Origin of the sequence: Pseudothermotoga sp. (assembly GCF_031962025.1) — a bacterium.
Classification (GTDB): Bacteria; Thermotogota; Thermotogae; order Thermotogales; family DSM-5069; genus Pseudothermotoga_B.
The window spans coordinates 251011-266021 of the sequence record NZ_JAVRKW010000001.1; the positions used below are offsets into that span (position 1 = coordinate 251011).

A 15011-nucleotide genomic window follows, 5' to 3' on the forward strand; every position below is an offset into this window, starting at 1 on the left:
AACCATCAAAAGAATATGGAGTGACAATGGCTGGTATCATGTTATCTTTGCGGCTTGAAAATTCAACTCAACGATGAGTTTTTTGAAATCATCGGGTACAGGAGCATTGAAACTGAGCCATTCATCAGTCCTTGGATGGTAAAAACCAAGTTTTGCAGCATGTAACATCTGACGGGGCGCATCACAGCTACTGCCGTAGAGTTTATCTCCTAAAATCGGATGACCTATGTATTTCATGTGCACTCTTATCTGGTGAGTACGTCCTGTTTTGGGATAAACTGCCACCAAGGATGCTCTGTCATCGAAGTATTTCAAAACTCTGTAGAATGTTATTGCAGTTCTGCCAGATACATTCACAGCCATCTTTGTTCTCAGAACCGGGTGGCGTGCTAAGGATACTTTGATCTCTCCCTGTGGTTCATCTATCTTACCTCTAACCAGAGCGAGGTACATCTTGGAAACTTTCCGATCTTTGAATTGCTGTGAAAGACTTCTATGGGACAGATCGTTTTTCGCAACAACCATGACTCCGGAGGTATCTTTATCCAGCCTGTGAACAATACCAGGCCTCAATTCCCCGCCAATCCCCTGTAGGTCTTTACAATGATATAGCAATGCGTTTACAAGTGTCCCGCTTGTATGCGAAGGGATAGGGTGAACTATCATGCCTGCTGGTTTGTTTATCACTATCAAATCAGAATCCTCGTAAAGTATCTGAAGCTGTATTGGTTCTGGCTCAATTGAGGGAACCACGGCTGGTTCGGGATCTGGTATGAATATCACATCTTTTATCTTCACTCTGTAACTTGGTTTTTGTGGCTTACCGTTGACTTTTACCTTTCCTTCTTTTATGGCTTTTTGCACAAAATTCCTTGAGATTTTTGCGGGGATCTTCTGCAGCAGGAAAAGATCGAGTCTTTGCTCTTGTTCACCCTTGTTCACCTTTATTTCCAAGACTCTTCTCCCCCATCAAGAGACTCAAAAATATCAGTATGCCACCGAGTGTGATGAAAAGATCGGCAACGTTGAAAATGGCTGGAAAGTACCTCAGGTTTATGAAATCAACAACATAGCCAAACCTGAACCTATCGACGATATTGCCGATTGCTCCACCAACGATCATCTGCAGGCCGATTTTTGTAAGAGCCGAACTTTTTATGAAATCAAAAGCCAACGAAAGAAGGAGCGTCACGGCAAGAGTTACCCACAACACCCAAGGCGATCTTGAGAACAGACCGAAAACTATACCGGTGTTTCTGGTGTAGGTAAACCACAAAACTCCTGGAATGACAAAGAAAGGTTGAAACAAAAACTTTTCTATCAGCATTTTCGAAAACTGATCCATCAAAACGACCAGTGTCACCCAGAACACCTTACTTCACCCTCTGATAGAAGAACGGACTGACTATCTTCAGACCTATTTCTGCATAGTCGAAAATTCTCTCCGTGCTCCCGACAAATAAGATGCCGCCAAGTCTCAGAGCCTTCACGAAATTCCTGTAAAGCTGGTCTTTTGCAGAGGCTTCAAAGTATATCACCACATTCCTGCAGATTATCAGATCAATTGAACTGGGGAAAGGATCCTGAAGCATGTTGTGCTTTTTGAACTCAACTCTTTTCTTTACAAAATCTTTTATCCTGTAAGTACCGTCGAGTAATTCAAAATATCTGTCAAGATAGGATTTTGGAGTACTTACCATAGATCTTGCTTCATACAAACCTTCTTTTGCTTCTTCAAGTGCTCTTTCGTCCAGATCTGTTGCGAGTATCGATGCGCCCAATGGGGCTTTCAGTTCCTCAAGTAAAATAGCCAGAGAATATGGTTCTTCACCGCTTGCACAGCCTGCACTCCACGCTCTGAACCTTCCTTTACTCACAGAAAGAAGCTCAGGCAAATATCTGTCGCGTAGTTCCCACCACTTTTCCGGGTTTCTGAAAAATTCTGTCACATTTATCGTGAGTTTGTCGAGAAATTCTTCCTTGGCAGCCGGGTTTGAAAGCAAAAATTTCAAATATTCCTGAAAAGAAGACAGCCTGTATTTTTTTATGAGTATTTCTATTCTGCGCTTCACTCTGTGGGGTTTGTAGCCCGATAAGTCCAATCCGAAATATCTGTGAACTTCTTTGATAAACCACTGAAAATCCTCCATCGGGAGTTCACCAGAAAATTGGGAAAGATAGTCCTGCATACCACCGCTCCTTTTGAAAATGGAATATCAGATAAATCTGATCCATCTTTTTTCTGACGTCGAAAGATTTGTCTGTCATCAAAATCCATTCATCTTTGTTGAACCAGCCAAATCCTATGTCTGTTTTACCTGCAAGATACTGTCCGAAGAAAAAAAGTCTGTCTAATCCAAGACCGATTCTAAAGCCCATGTTTGGTATGAAAAAGGCAGAAAATTTATCCAGTGTTAATCCCAATCCATAACCGTAATTGGATGTAAAAGGTTCTATCTGTAAACCAGAGAATTTCACAGCAATTCCAAGGTGATAGCCACCAGTACTGTCAACACAGATAGAAAAATATGGAACCTTGAAGAATAAGGAATATTTATCCTGCAAAACAAATCCCATAGAGCCATTGAACCACCAGAAGCTGAGCGTGTGATTTTGATAATCAAGGTTACTGTAACTCAACCAGCCACTGTATGGTACGACATATCTGGCTCCTGCATCGCCAAGGTTCAACGAAAAATATTTCAGATTATCAAATGGTTCATAAATTGGCAAAACTTTCAAATTTGATTCGTCTTCAAGAACTGCCAAACTGAATCCGAGATCTGCCTGTACACGCCAAAATTCAACGTGCGGAGAAACTGTCACGCCAAACCAATAATAGCTGCCAAGGGCAGTGTCAAAGTTTACCACGGCAGCTAAAAAATAGACCGGTACTGTCAAATAGAAAAGCAGAAAACCTTTCATTGATTCATTTGTGAAAGTATTGCCTCCATTTCTGCATCGTCCATTTCAAAGTTTGAATACACATCTTGCACATCGTCCATATCTTCAAGTGCATTCAACAGTGCAAGTACTCTTTCTGCATCCTTTCCAGTAACCTGAACGGTATTTTTTGGGATGTAAGATATGCTGGCGTCAACTCTGTAGCCGTTTTTTTCAAGTGCTTCTTTGACCGCCATCATATTCTCGGACGATGTGACTATCCTTATCGGATCTTCCTGGTCGCTGATATCCTCTGCACCGGCATCAATTGCCAGCATAACTACCTCTTCGACGTTAGCGACCTGATCGCGCGGCACATTGATGATTCCCTTTCTCTCGAAGATCCAGCTTACCGCACCAAGATCGGCAAGGCTTCCACCGTGTCGGCTCAGAATGTGCCTCAATTCCTGCGCAGTTCTGTTTTTGTTATCGGTCAGGGCGCGTATATACAGTGCCACACCTGCAGGACCGTAAGCCTCGTAGATGATCTCCTGATAATCTACTCCTTCAAGCTCACCTGTACCGCGCTTGATAGCCTTTTCGATGTTGTCTTTTGGCATGTTTGCCTCTTTTGCTTTTTCGATTGCCGTCCTCAGCCTTGGATTTGTTTCCGGATCTCCTCCACCTTCGCGAGCTGCGACGATCAGTTCCCTGATCAGTTTGGTGAACATCTGAGAACGTTTTGCATCTTGAGCCATCTTTCGATGTTTAATATTCGCCCATTTGTTGTGACCAGACATTTTCTTCCCTCCTAAGAAGAATTATCTCCAAGATATTTTATCACCGTTATGGTTGTATCGTCATGCCTCGGGCTTTCACCTGAGAAATTTTCAAGGTCATTTTTCACGCTCTGGAGAATTTGAGCAACATCACAGTGCCTTGACTCAAAAATTCGTTTGCACAATCTTTCAAACCCATATTCATTACCATGAATATCACGAGCTTCAACGACGCCATCTGTATAAGCAACCAGGATATCTCCCGGCTTCATTTTCAATTCAGATGTGTTGAAATTCGTGTCTTTCATTATACCAAGCGGTAAATTTTCTGCCTCAAAAGTGCTGATTTTGTCCTGACTCAGCAATAACACCGGATTGTGTCCGGCGTTTACAAGCTGAAGTGTGCCATCGCAATGTAAGCAGAGTAAAACCATTGTTACAAACCTGTCTTCTTCGAGATCTTCACACAGTACATTGTTAAGCTGTTCGGCAAGCTTTGATACACTGTCAACGCTATTAGAAAGTGTTCTCAGAGCACTTCGCAACGAAGTCATCATCAAAGCCGCTGGAATACCCTTTCCAGATACATCTGCCACGGTAACAAAAACCCGTTTTTCTCTGATCAGTATGTCGTAATAATCTCCTCCAACCTGAATGGCTGGTACCGTGTCAGCACTTATATCAACGTAACTGAGATTTGGTAATTTTCTTGGGAAAAGCCTCATTTGTATTTGCCTGGCTATTTCGAGTTGCTCTTTGAGCCTCTGCCTTTCCACTTCTCGTTTTAACCTCATGTACCTTTCACATATCGAAGACAACTGCTGAGCCGCAGCCTCAAGGATCTTTCTGTCAGCTGCCGTGAACATGTCAGGAGTTCTTTCGATCAGAGTTATTCTTCCCCACAGAGATTTACCGCTTTTTATGGGAACAGACAGCAGGTTCCGAACAAAATAATTGTGAGTTGGTTCTATTAAAACGATACTGTCATCATCCATTCTGATCAGTTGTTTTGCTTTCTGAAAAGTTTCCTTGTCAAGTTCGAAGATTTTCTCGTGTTTTATCTGTCTATCAGCGACATTCAGTTCAATGAGAATACCTGAAAATGGTATAGTCTGTCTAAGTAACTCTACAAGTGGTTCAAGACCTTCAGATGGCTCAACCACATTGGTGAAAACGTTATTTAACTCAAAAAGCGTTGAGATCTCCTGATAGGTTTTTGATAACTCTTCGATATGTTCTTCAAGTAATTTTGCATATTCTTTGCGATGTTCATTCAGCTCTGACAGTATTTTATCAATAGCTGTGATTATATCCTTCAAACTTGCCATGCCTTGATATGGCGGCAGGTTCACAGCTTTTGAGATCTTTTCATAAACTTGCTTGATTTCATGTTCCACGTTGTATCACCCTGCGAACTTCTTCAAGGAGCTTCAGCGGACTGAAAGGCTTGGTGAGAAAACCGTTCGCACCAAGTTCGAGTGCTGTTTTCGGATCATCTTCACCGCCTTTTGCAGTCAGCATTATTACGGGAATATGAGAAAGTTCTGGGTCTTTCCGCATACTTCTGAGAACCTCAAAGCCATCAACGTATGGCATCATTATGTCAAGTATGACAAGATCCGGTTTGATCTGACGCAATTTCTCAAGGGCTTCTCTCCCGTCTTTTGCTTCATCAACCTGATAACCTTCTCGAGTGAGGTTAAAGCTCACAATTTTTCTTAGGACTTCTGAATCGTCAACGACTAATACTCTATAGCCCACGCAGATTCCTCCAAAAGCGCCGAGAGTTCTTTCCCATCACAGATCGCCTCCACACATTGAATTAGTGTGAAGCAATCCTTTTGAATCAGAATTGGTTCGTACAGGTACCGTGAACGAACGAGTTTGTTTCTTTGCTGTATGTATCTTATCACAACAAATTCACCCTGAAAGTTGAATTCCACGTTTTCAAAAAAATCACTGATCGAACCAGATTTTGATTTCTCAGTTACATGTATTATCTTATTCGGATCATATCTGGAAAGATCGACACACCTGTGTGGAATGAATATTCTAAATGCATAACCTGTTACAACTTTGTTTGGATTCAAATCAGTCCACCAGATTCTGTATGGGTACAGTTGATACACGCAGGTTTTTCTGAGTTTTTCTAATGTTTCTTCAGCTTTATACTGCAACTCGATTCTCGCATAAAGTGCGAGATTTACAACACCAGTTGGCATTGGGTCTAAGTACGAGATTTTAATTTTTTGATGGAAACCTTTGCTCAGTTCAAAAGGTAACCCGGCGCGACGGATATTTCTCTCAATCGCATTCGATGTTTCTATTGCCGATAAAAACCTCATAAGACCGTATTTTTTATACTTTACAACCGCGTACATTTTACCTCCTGTGCTCTTGACTGGGAAATTATACTATAATTTCTTCAGAATTGAAAAGAGGTGATATTTCTTGTATTACAAAGTATCGAGAGATCCCATACATTCGGAGATATTTCTGTATCCCTTAGAGATTTTAGCGATTGATACAAGACCTGTGCAGAGATTGAGATATCTTTCCCAGCTTGTCGGTGCAGAACTTGTGTACCCCGGAGCAACACACACCAGATTTGCTCATTCGCTCGGCGTTATGCATATCTGTGGTCTTTATGGGATGAGACTTTTTGAAGATCACGCAACCAGAAGGATCGTTCGACTGGCAGGTTTGCTGCACGATATTGGTCACGGTCCTTTCAGCCACCAGTTCGACGATGTCGTGTACGCGAGAATGGGATTCAAGGATGGTCATGACGAGTACAGAAAAAGAATTCTACTTGAACTGATGCCATCTGAAATGATGAGATCATACCAGAGAATATCTGATCCCAGGATGAAGAAAGCTGTTGCTGAAGACCTTTCTGAAACGCTGAAAATTGATGTCGTCAATGAAGACTCTTTTTTAAGATTGATGTATTTGGTTGATGAAATTTTCAAAGGAGAAGAATCGGGAACAGTTGAGTACAATGTCGTTCAGGGACCTCTTGGTGCTGACAGGCTTGATTTTCTTTTGCGTGACTCTTACTACAGTGGGACAACCCATTTTGGAGTAGGAGCTGTGGATAGAATCATAAGAAATTCGTTCATCAAAGAAAAAGATGGTCACAGGATTTTATGTTATCATGCCAAAGTTCTGGATCAAATCTATACAAGCCTTTTTGGCAGGTTCATGATGTACAAAAATGTGTATTTTCACAAGACCTCAAGAGCAGCAGATTTGATGATTCAGCAAATGCTTTCTTTGATCTACAAACCACTCAAACTCTCTGAGAAAGTGAACGATCTTCAAAAGTTCCTTGACTTAACAGATCAATTCATCTTTGCACAGATAAAACTGGAGTTTGAAAATATATTGCAGAGATATAATGCAAATGAAGAAGATCTTTTAAGCGGGAAAATCGATTTAGAAGAAGACGAATATTATTTGATAGAAGCCTACAAACTGCTGAGGCGTTTTGAAAAGAGAGATTTGTGGAAACTGATTGCTGAGATCACTTTTTCGGCTGTGGGTATCGATCCGTCGATTATGAGTAAAGGTGTTGTAGCAGATACACTTCAAAAGATCAGATTGAAGTTAGAAAACCTGTTGCAGTCCTCACAGATTCCAGAAGAGGACAGAAAAGAACTGAGAAGGATTCTGGACGATTTTGAAGAGATCTTTAAGACAGACACGCCGTACAAACTTTCACTCGTGCATCCAGATGAATTTCTCAAGAGCAATGTTTATCTGTATGATCCTTCGAAGGATGAGGTTTTCTCCCTGGATGAATTTCTCAAAGAATATCCAGCTTATCGATTAATGGCTAACAATCTGGTTCAGATAGTGAGAGTTTATGTAACTGAAGATGTTCGCCAGATTCTCAAAAAGTATGGCATTGTGCCTAAAACAGGAATGGAGTTGACAACAAGGTGGTGAAATATTGAGAAAGTTCATTCTCTTTGTTTTTGATGTTGGTTTAACTTTTTTTGCTGGAATTGTGGCACTGTTTGTCAGACTTGGTTTTGACTGGCCAGAACTTGCAAAGTATTTTTGGAGTATACCTATTTACTGTTTGATAGCATCAGTTGTTTACACATTAAATGGTACTTACAGCATCGTCTGGCTATATGCATCTTTCAAGGATATGATTGTTCTGATCCGTGGATCTGTATTAGCTTATTTGCTGTCTGTTTTGTTTTTCCATCTGACAAAATCTATTGTTATGCCGCGTTCGGTTGGTATGATGACCTTTCTTGGTTCTGCAATGCTCTTGATGGCAAGTCGATTTTTCTGGCAGTGGCTCAACAGCGTACAACCATCTGGTAAGAAGAGAGTGCTGATAGTTGGTGCTGGCAGTGCAGGGACGATGTTGCTTGAAGATTTTGAGCACAGACCCAACCTTGGAAAGGTTGTGGGTTTTCTGGACGACTCTTCAAGAAAGATAGGTAGAAAAATTCACGGGGTACCGATCTTCGGTCCGATCGATCGAGCAAAGGACGTTATCCAGCTATTGAAAGTCGATGAAGTTATAATAGCTATTCCATCAGCCAATGCTGAGCAGATGAGAAGAATAGTTTCTCTGATTGATCCGAAAACTGTGAAAATCCGCACTCTTCCGGGAATATATGAGCTGACAGACAGACAAGCAAAAGTGGGTTATCTGAGAGAACTGACGGTGGAAGATCTGCTTGGCAGGACTGAGACAAAAGTTGACTTAGAAATGATAAGATCCTATATAAAAGGTAAAAGAGTGCTCGTAACCGGTGCCGGTGGAAGCATAGGAAGTGAACTGTGCAGGCAACTTGCAAATCTTGAACCGTCGTTGCTCATATTACTTGGTAAAGGAGAAAACAGTATTTATCAAATAGACGAAGAACTGTCAATTGCCCATCCTGATCTGGTAAAAAAACGTGTAATAGCTGATGTGGCAGATGCTGTTAGAATGGAGCAAATTTTTGCTTTGATGCAGCCTCAGATAATATTTCACGCGGCAGCTCACAAACACGTGCCGTTGATGGAGGAAAATCCATACGAGGCTGTTCGAGTAAATGCACTTGGAACAAAGATCCTTGCCGAGCTGTGCTGTAAATACAAAGCGGAAAAAATGGTATTCATTTCAACCGACAAAGCTGTGAATCCGTCATCGATAATGGGCGCAACAAAAAGACTTGCCGAACTGTTGCTTCTTTCTATCGATTCTGCATGTGAGACCAACTTCGTGATCGTCAGATTCGGCAATGTTATAGGCAGTAGAGGTAGTGTAATACCAAAATTCAATGCACAGATTGAAAGAGGAGGACCATTAACTGTCACAGATCCCAGGATGACAAGGTACTTCATGAGTATATCAGAGGCAGTTTCTCTTATCCTGCAAGCTGCGAGTTTTGGGACAAACAAGGATCTATTCGTGCTGGATATGGGTAAACCTGTTTCAATAGATGAACTTGCAAGGACTTTGATAATCCTGCACGGTCTTGTTCCTGACCAAGATATCAAGATAATTTACACGGGAGCCAGAAATGGTGAGAAAATAACAGAGGAGCTTTTTTACCAGGATGAGATCGTCATGCCAACATCTCATCCAAAGGTGATGGTGGTAAAAAATAAAAAATCCGTTGATTACAATACTCTGTGTCATACCATAGATCAAATTCTGCAAATTTCTGTAAACGAACCTGATCAAGTAGCTGAGAAAATCTACAAATTTTTGAGGTCATTTTGAGAGGTTGCAGATGAGCTTTATAATATCATTCTTTTTGAGTCTGCTGTTTGTCAGATTCTTCCCGCAGAAATTTCCTGTAGATCTGCCGAGCAGCAGAAAGATTCATAAAATACCAATACCGCTGACCGGTGGGATAGCTATTTTTGTGGCTTTGCTTGTGGTGGAAAACCAGACTAAAATGGCATTAATCATCTGTCTTGCATTCTTTTTGGGCATCTTAGACGATATTGAGCAGCTATCATACAAAATAAAATTACCATTCCAGTTAATGATAGCTCTTGTCCAAATGATGATCGGTCCAGATGAGATATATTTTCTTTCCAATCCATTGCCCGGGTTTGTCGCAAAGATTGTTCAGGTATTCTGGTTCATGTCCATGTTCAATGCCCTGAACATGATCGATGGAATGGATGCGCTTGCATGTTCTACCTCAATGATCAGTGCATTTTTAATTGGCGAATGGCCTCTTGGTCTTGCAATTGCAGGTTTTTTACCCTTCAATCTGCCAAAAGCGAAATCGTTTCTTGGTAACAGTGGCTCAGCTATTCTGGGAGCTGTTCTACCACTCTCTGCTCTCGTTTTTTTCAAAGGAGATCTGTGCTACGCAACAGTTTTTCTAGGATATCCTGCTTATGAAGTTGTGAGCAGTTTTTTACGACGCACAATCAGGCACAAAAACCCTTTCATCGCTGACAAAAACCACACACATCATCTTTTCATGAGAAAAATAGGTGTCTGGCGAACTCTGGTTCTGTTGATTGGATTTTCTTTTATGTGTAACCTTTTGGGACTAACCGAAAAATTCTGGTCCTTCGGTGTTTTTCTTTTGATCTGTACCGGGCTGTTCATCTACTGCTTTTCTAAGGGCAGCCACAGCAACCTCGATCTGTGAATCATCGGGTATGGCTGTTGTGAGTTTTTGAAGTATCAAACCAGGGGAAGTCAGAATTTTCATGAGTTTTGAACCCATAGAGGATATTCTCAAAAATTCATACGAAAATCCTATTACAACCGGAATCAGTACTATCCTGCTGAGTACTTTCCAGAATATTCCAAGAGAAACTAATGAACCAAGTACGCTGAAAACGACAATGGAGATTATCAAAAAAATCATGGCAAAGCTCGTTCCACACCTTGGATGGATTGTGCTGTATTTTCTAATATTTTGGACAGTCAACTCTTCATTTGCCTCGTATGCGTGAATGACCATGTGCTCAGCACCGTGATACTGAAAGATTCTCTTCACATCTTTGAAAAGTGAAATGACATAGACATATAGCAAAAACAAGCCCAATCTGATCAAGCCTTCAACAAGAGAGAATACAAACTCATTGCCTCTTAAAGGCTTTAATAGATTTGTCAGAAAAACCGGTAAAACGAAGAAAAGACCTACAGCCAGGACAATAGCAAAGAGCAGCGATGTAATGGCTTGTGATTTTTTCATTTTTTGCCCGGAACTTATTTCAGCAGACCTGTCAAGTGCGTATATCCCGTAGTAAAGAGAATAGTAAAGGCTGACAATCCCTCTTAGAAAAGCTATTCTGAACAGTTTGGAATTCGATGGAGTTTTTTTGCCGATCTCTTCAACCACCACTTTTCCTTTGTTGTCTCTGACTGCTATTGCCACATTTGTGCCCATCATCAGCACGCCTTCGATGATCGCTTGTCCTCCAACTTTCATGTCCTTTCCTCCTCGTGACATTCAGGCATAATCACTGTAAATTCACTTCCTTCATTGGGTTTACTTTTAACATCTATCTTGCATCCCATTATTCGAGAGAGTTTTTCAACCAAAGACAGACCCAAGCCATACCCATTGCTCGATCTCGATTTATCGGCTTTGTAGAACTTTCGAAAGATCTTTTCTTTTTCCGATTCATCTATTCCTATGCCAAAATCCTTGACACTTATCCATCCATTACCGCATCTTAGAATCACCTGTTTTTTATCTTTTGAGAACTTTATCGCATTTTCAGTCAGGGCTTTGACGATAATCTGCAATACCTTTGGATCTGCACAGCCACTTCCCTCTCCTTCCACATCTATTTGAAAATCACTGAACTGGTGCTTAAATTCATCAGCTAACTCCTGCAAAAATGGTCTTAATTCGATAGTTTTTATTTCCAATTTGGTTATAGGTTTTGAGAGCATAAGCAATGTCTCAGAAAGGTTAATGAGTTTTACAGAAGTCTCCTGTATTGTCTGAGCCGATTCTATGACGATATCTTTTCTGTCGGCAAAGCGCTGAATCAATTCCGCATAACCCTGTATTGTGGTCAGGGGTGTTCTCAGTTCATGTGAAACATCGTTTATGAAATCGTTCTGGGCTTCAAAACCGATCTTCAAGCGATCGAGCATGTTGTTGATAGTCCTGGCAAGCTTGGAAACTTCGTCGTTGAGTCCAGGATCGTAGACCCTTTTTGTCAGATCTGTTGTGTTTATCTCTTTCAATTCATCTGTGATTCTATTCATCGGTGCAAGGGATTTACTGACAAAGTAATTACCCACAAGAAAAGATATTCCGCTGAAGAATATCCAGAAGATGATAAATGCCCGCGACAAAATTTTCAGAAAATCTCCCATACCTCCTGCTGGAGCGAGCAAGTAAAAATCTCTTTCTCCAAAAACGCTTACAAATCTGGCTTTTGCGACAAAATATTCATCCTTCCCGAGTTTTATGTAAGTTGGTCGTCTCACTTTCAAAACCTGTTCAACGAATTTCCTAAAATATTCATGTTCTGTGTTGATGCTTCCCAATACCAAATTTCCATTATCATCCAGTACAGCTACACCCGGTGGTAGCTGAAGGTTCATTAAAACTCTCCCGGGCATTTTGAGAGCGTTTAGTACATCTCTTCTGAGATTTTCTGTCGAGCGATTCAGGTGCATATTCTTGACCAAAGTGTAGGCAGTTATCAATCCAAGACCGAGTATTACGGAAAAAAGCACCGTCTGCCAGAACACCATTTTCCATTTAAGTGTTGAGAACATATCCAACTCCCCTGATGGTCTTTATCATGTGACCATATTCTTTCATTTTATCTCTCAGGTATTTCACATAAACATCAACAATATTCTTGCTTATGTATTCGCTGTCACCCCAGATTTCTTTGAGCAATTCTTCTCTACTCACAACCTTGCCTTCATTTATGCAGAGATAGTAAAGCAGGCTACTTTCCCTTTCTGAAAGCACTGTGGCTGAACCGTCTGGAAAGATCACCATCTTTGAATTTATATCAAAAACAAGCTGCCCAATTTTGAACTGTTCTGGTTTTCTCACTCTCCTTGCAACTGCTTCGACTCTTGCCAGTAACTCATCTAAGTGGAACGGTTTGGGTACGTAGTCATCTGCACCTTTTTTGAGACCACGTATCTTGTTCTCCACTTCTCCGCGAGCTGTCAATACGATTATCCCAACTTCTTCATCTACAGACCTTATTTTTTCAAGGACTTCAAAACCATCCATACCGGGTAACATCAAATCAAGTATCACCAGAGAAGGATTATACATCGAGTACATCTTCCATCCTTCTTCGCCTGTACCTGCGACGTATACCTCATACCCGTGATTCGAAAAGAGTATTTCCAGAAGGCGGGATATTTTTTGATCATCTTCCACTATTAACAACCTTATTCTGCATCAACTCCTTGTACTCCTTGACTATCCTGTTGGCATACTCTGTTTTCATATTACCACCATTGTACATCTCAAGTGCTTTTAACAGGTTGCCAGAGTACCTGTCGAGCAGGTACTTGAGATATAGAATACCATATTCAATGTTTATGCGAAAATCCCATAAAAGAGCCGACCATCCTCCCTCTGGTTCGGCGAGTGAATATTTCTGAGCTACGAATTCTGCCGTTTCTTTTTTTATCTGGACCAATCCCATTTCTCCAGCCATACCGACCACATTTCTGAACTCACTCTCGACGTTTATAAGTGCTATTACTAAGATTGGGTCAAAATCATATTTTTTACTTATCTCTACGATTGCCGTGTACAGTTCATCGATGATCTCATTGTCAACAATCAAACCGTGCCTGGACCTTGCTTGTACGACCATGTCTCTAAACCAATCTGGTGCAGGTTCTGCAATTAACAAAGCTGCGATCAAAATGACAATCAACGTCGCTATCTTCAATTTCCCAGCAAACACTTTTTGCACCTCCAGAGCTCTGATCTGTTATAATTTCACAGGGTGGAACTTTGTGGAAGCTCTTTATCGCAAATACAGGCCAAAGAACTTCAACCAAATTATAGACCAGTTACAAGCCAAACTGGTTCTTCAGAATGCGATTCTGAAAGATAAGGTGTCCCATGCATACATTTTCACTGGTCCTCGCGGTACCGGAAAAACTTCAGTGGCAAGAGTACTGGCAAAAGCCTTGAACTGCCCCAACAGGAATGATTATGAGCCGTGCTGTCAGTGTGATAGCTGTATTGCAATCGACAAGGGTATACATCCTGATGTTATAGAACTCGATGCAGCTTCCAATAGGGGAATAGATGAGATTCGCAGGATTAGAGATGCTGTAGGCTTTAGACCAATGCTTGGCAAATACAAAGTTTACATAATCGATGAATTTCACATGCTCACACGTGAGGCATTCAATGCTTTATTGAAAACCTTGGAAGAACCACCCGAGAAAATAACCTTTATCCTTGCGACAACAAATCTGGAAAAGGTACCGAGTACCATAATCTCAAGGTGCCAGGTAATTGAATTTAAAAATTTCACCGAAGACGATCTTGTCAAAAACCTTTTACAGATCTCGGAAAAGGAAAATCTGAAACTTCACGAAGATGCGGCAAAATTGATCGCAAAAAGATCGGCTGGTGGGATGAGAGATGCTCTGTCTTATTTAGAGCAAATCGCTAATTACACTACGGACGATATAACAAGCTTGGTTGTCGAAAAAGCCCTCGGTCTTGTGCCTTCACAGACTGTTGAGAGATACATCGAGTATCTACTGGGCGGAAAGGTCTCACAAATAGATCGGCTGATCGACAGTGTCTTCGAAGATGGCTATGATGTCTACCAGCTTGTTCAGCTGGCAATTGAAAAAATAGAGGAAAAAATTTCAGAAAAACCATCCAGAGAATTGCTCGAACTTGCCAGAAACTTGATTGAAATATCCAGAGAATTGAGATTTGCAGAGAACAAGAAAGTCATCTGTAAGATTTTATCGATGAATCTTGCAAATGCACATCTATCAGAGCAAACAACCTCGGAAAAGCCTGTTGAGCAAATTCACAAGAAAGATTCAGTTGGAGAAATCAACAGCAAAACTCGATTAGAGGATAACTCTGAATCTGAAATTGAAAAAGTGCTGAACTGGATAAAAGAAGAAAAAGACACATCGATATACGTCGCACTTGCCCAGTCAAAAATCGTCCAAAAAGGTGATACTGTTGAGATATCATTTCTTCCATCTCAGAAGTTTCAATACGAGTATCTGAGAGAAAAGATCCTTGAAGTTGAGTATCTTTTCAAATCAAAGATGAAGAAAGACGTTGTGATAAACATCATCATTGACGAAGAACGGGAAAAAAGGATACTTCAAAAACTCCAGGAAAGCTTTCCAGGCAAAATTCGCATAGAGGAGTGAGT

At 41.0% G+C, this 15011-nt stretch carries 16 protein-coding genes; 4 read left to right on the forward strand and 12 right to left on the reverse strand.

The window, feature by feature from the left end:
- Positions 1-36: 36 nt before the first annotated feature.
- From AC4E92_RS01345 to AC4E92_RS01380, 8 genes are read right to left on the reverse strand one after another with little or no spacing between them, the layout of a single operon-like run.
- Positions 37-954: an RluA family pseudouridine synthase gene (locus tag AC4E92_RS01345; protein ID WP_490238778.1), complete on the reverse strand. Its 918-nt coding sequence runs from the start codon at positions 952-954 to the stop codon at positions 37-39.
- A complete protein-coding gene (gene lspA, locus AC4E92_RS01350; protein WP_490238779.1) occupies positions 929-1372 on the reverse strand; it encodes a signal peptidase II in 444 nt (147 codons plus the stop codon). Before lspA ends, AC4E92_RS01345 begins: the two co-directional genes overlap by 26 nt.
- Position 1373: 1 nt before the next feature.
- Positions 1374-2189 carry a CheR family methyltransferase gene (locus AC4E92_RS01355; RefSeq protein ID WP_490238780.1) on the reverse strand — a complete coding sequence of 272 codons (816 nt, stop codon included), beginning with the start codon at positions 2187-2189 and terminating at the stop codon, positions 1374-1376.
- Positions 2158-2925 carry a hypothetical protein gene (locus AC4E92_RS01360; protein WP_490238781.1) on the reverse strand — a complete coding sequence of 256 codons (768 nt, stop codon included), beginning with the start codon at positions 2923-2925 and terminating at the stop codon, positions 2158-2160. The genes AC4E92_RS01355 and AC4E92_RS01360 overlap by 32 nt, the downstream gene beginning before the upstream one ends.
- Positions 2922-3683, reverse strand: coding sequence for a YebC/PmpR family DNA-binding transcriptional regulator (locus AC4E92_RS01365; RefSeq protein ID WP_490238782.1), 762 nt, complete (start codon positions 3681-3683; stop codon positions 2922-2924). Before AC4E92_RS01365 ends, AC4E92_RS01360 begins: the two co-directional genes overlap by 4 nt.
- Positions 3684-3694: 11 nt before the next feature.
- A complete protein-coding gene (locus AC4E92_RS01370) occupies positions 3695-5059 on the reverse strand; it encodes a PP2C family protein-serine/threonine phosphatase (RefSeq protein WP_490238783.1) in 1365 nt (454 codons plus the stop codon).
- A complete protein-coding gene (locus AC4E92_RS01375; RefSeq protein WP_490238784.1) occupies positions 5049-5423 on the reverse strand; it encodes a response regulator transcription factor in 375 nt (124 codons plus the stop codon). Before AC4E92_RS01375 ends, AC4E92_RS01370 begins: the two co-directional genes overlap by 11 nt.
- On the reverse strand, positions 5405-6043 hold the full coding sequence (locus AC4E92_RS01380; protein WP_490238785.1) for a TIGR03936 family radical SAM-associated protein: 639 nt from the start codon (positions 6041-6043) through the stop codon (positions 5405-5407). Before AC4E92_RS01380 ends, AC4E92_RS01375 begins: the two co-directional genes overlap by 19 nt.
- Before the next feature lie 70 nt (positions 6044-6113).
- Between AC4E92_RS01380 and AC4E92_RS01385 the strand changes: the two genes are divergently transcribed.
- From AC4E92_RS01385 to AC4E92_RS01395, 3 genes are read left to right on the forward strand one after another with little or no spacing between them, the layout of a single operon-like run.
- Positions 6114-7613, forward strand: coding sequence for an HD domain-containing protein (locus tag AC4E92_RS01385; protein ID WP_490238786.1), 1500 nt, complete (start codon positions 6114-6116; stop codon positions 7611-7613).
- Between the two features lie 4 nt (positions 7614-7617).
- A complete protein-coding gene (locus AC4E92_RS01390) occupies positions 7618-9399 on the forward strand; it encodes a polysaccharide biosynthesis protein (protein WP_490238787.1) in 1782 nt (593 codons plus the stop codon).
- A 10-nt stretch (positions 9400-9409) separates the two neighbouring features.
- The gene (locus tag AC4E92_RS01395) at positions 9410-10291 is read left to right on the forward strand and encodes a glycosyltransferase family 4 protein (RefSeq protein WP_490238788.1); all 882 of its coding nucleotides are present in this window, start codon (positions 9410-9412) and stop codon (positions 10289-10291) included.
- Here the strand turns inward: AC4E92_RS01395 and AC4E92_RS01400 are convergent.
- The 4 genes from AC4E92_RS01400 to AC4E92_RS01415 are packed head-to-tail and all read right to left on the reverse strand — an operon-like array spanning position 10190 to position 13556.
- Positions 10190-11080 (reverse strand): DUF1385 domain-containing protein, encoded by an 891-nt coding sequence (locus AC4E92_RS01400; RefSeq protein WP_490238789.1) that lies wholly within the window; start codon positions 11078-11080, stop codon positions 10190-10192. The two genes, AC4E92_RS01395 and AC4E92_RS01400, sit on opposite strands and share 102 nt — an antisense overlap.
- Complete coding sequence (locus tag AC4E92_RS01405; protein WP_490238790.1) at positions 11077-12390, reverse strand: sensor histidine kinase; 1314 nt, start codon at positions 12388-12390, stop codon at positions 11077-11079. Before AC4E92_RS01405 ends, AC4E92_RS01400 begins: the two co-directional genes overlap by 4 nt.
- Complete coding sequence (locus AC4E92_RS01410) at positions 12374-13018, reverse strand: response regulator transcription factor (protein ID WP_490238886.1); 645 nt, start codon at positions 13016-13018, stop codon at positions 12374-12376. The genes AC4E92_RS01405 and AC4E92_RS01410 overlap by 17 nt, the downstream gene beginning before the upstream one ends.
- Positions 13008-13556 carry a transglycosylase SLT domain-containing protein gene (locus AC4E92_RS01415; protein ID WP_490238791.1) on the reverse strand — a complete coding sequence of 183 codons (549 nt, stop codon included), beginning with the start codon at positions 13554-13556 and terminating at the stop codon, positions 13008-13010. Before AC4E92_RS01415 ends, AC4E92_RS01410 begins: the two co-directional genes overlap by 11 nt.
- Before the next feature lie 52 nt (positions 13557-13608).
- On the opposite strand from AC4E92_RS01415, the gene dnaX reads away from it, so the two are divergent.
- Entirely contained in the window at positions 13609-15009 is a 1401-nt protein-coding gene (dnaX, locus tag AC4E92_RS01420) for a DNA polymerase III subunit gamma/tau (protein ID WP_490238792.1), read from the forward strand.
- The last annotated feature ends 2 nt before the right edge of the window (positions 15010-15011 follow it).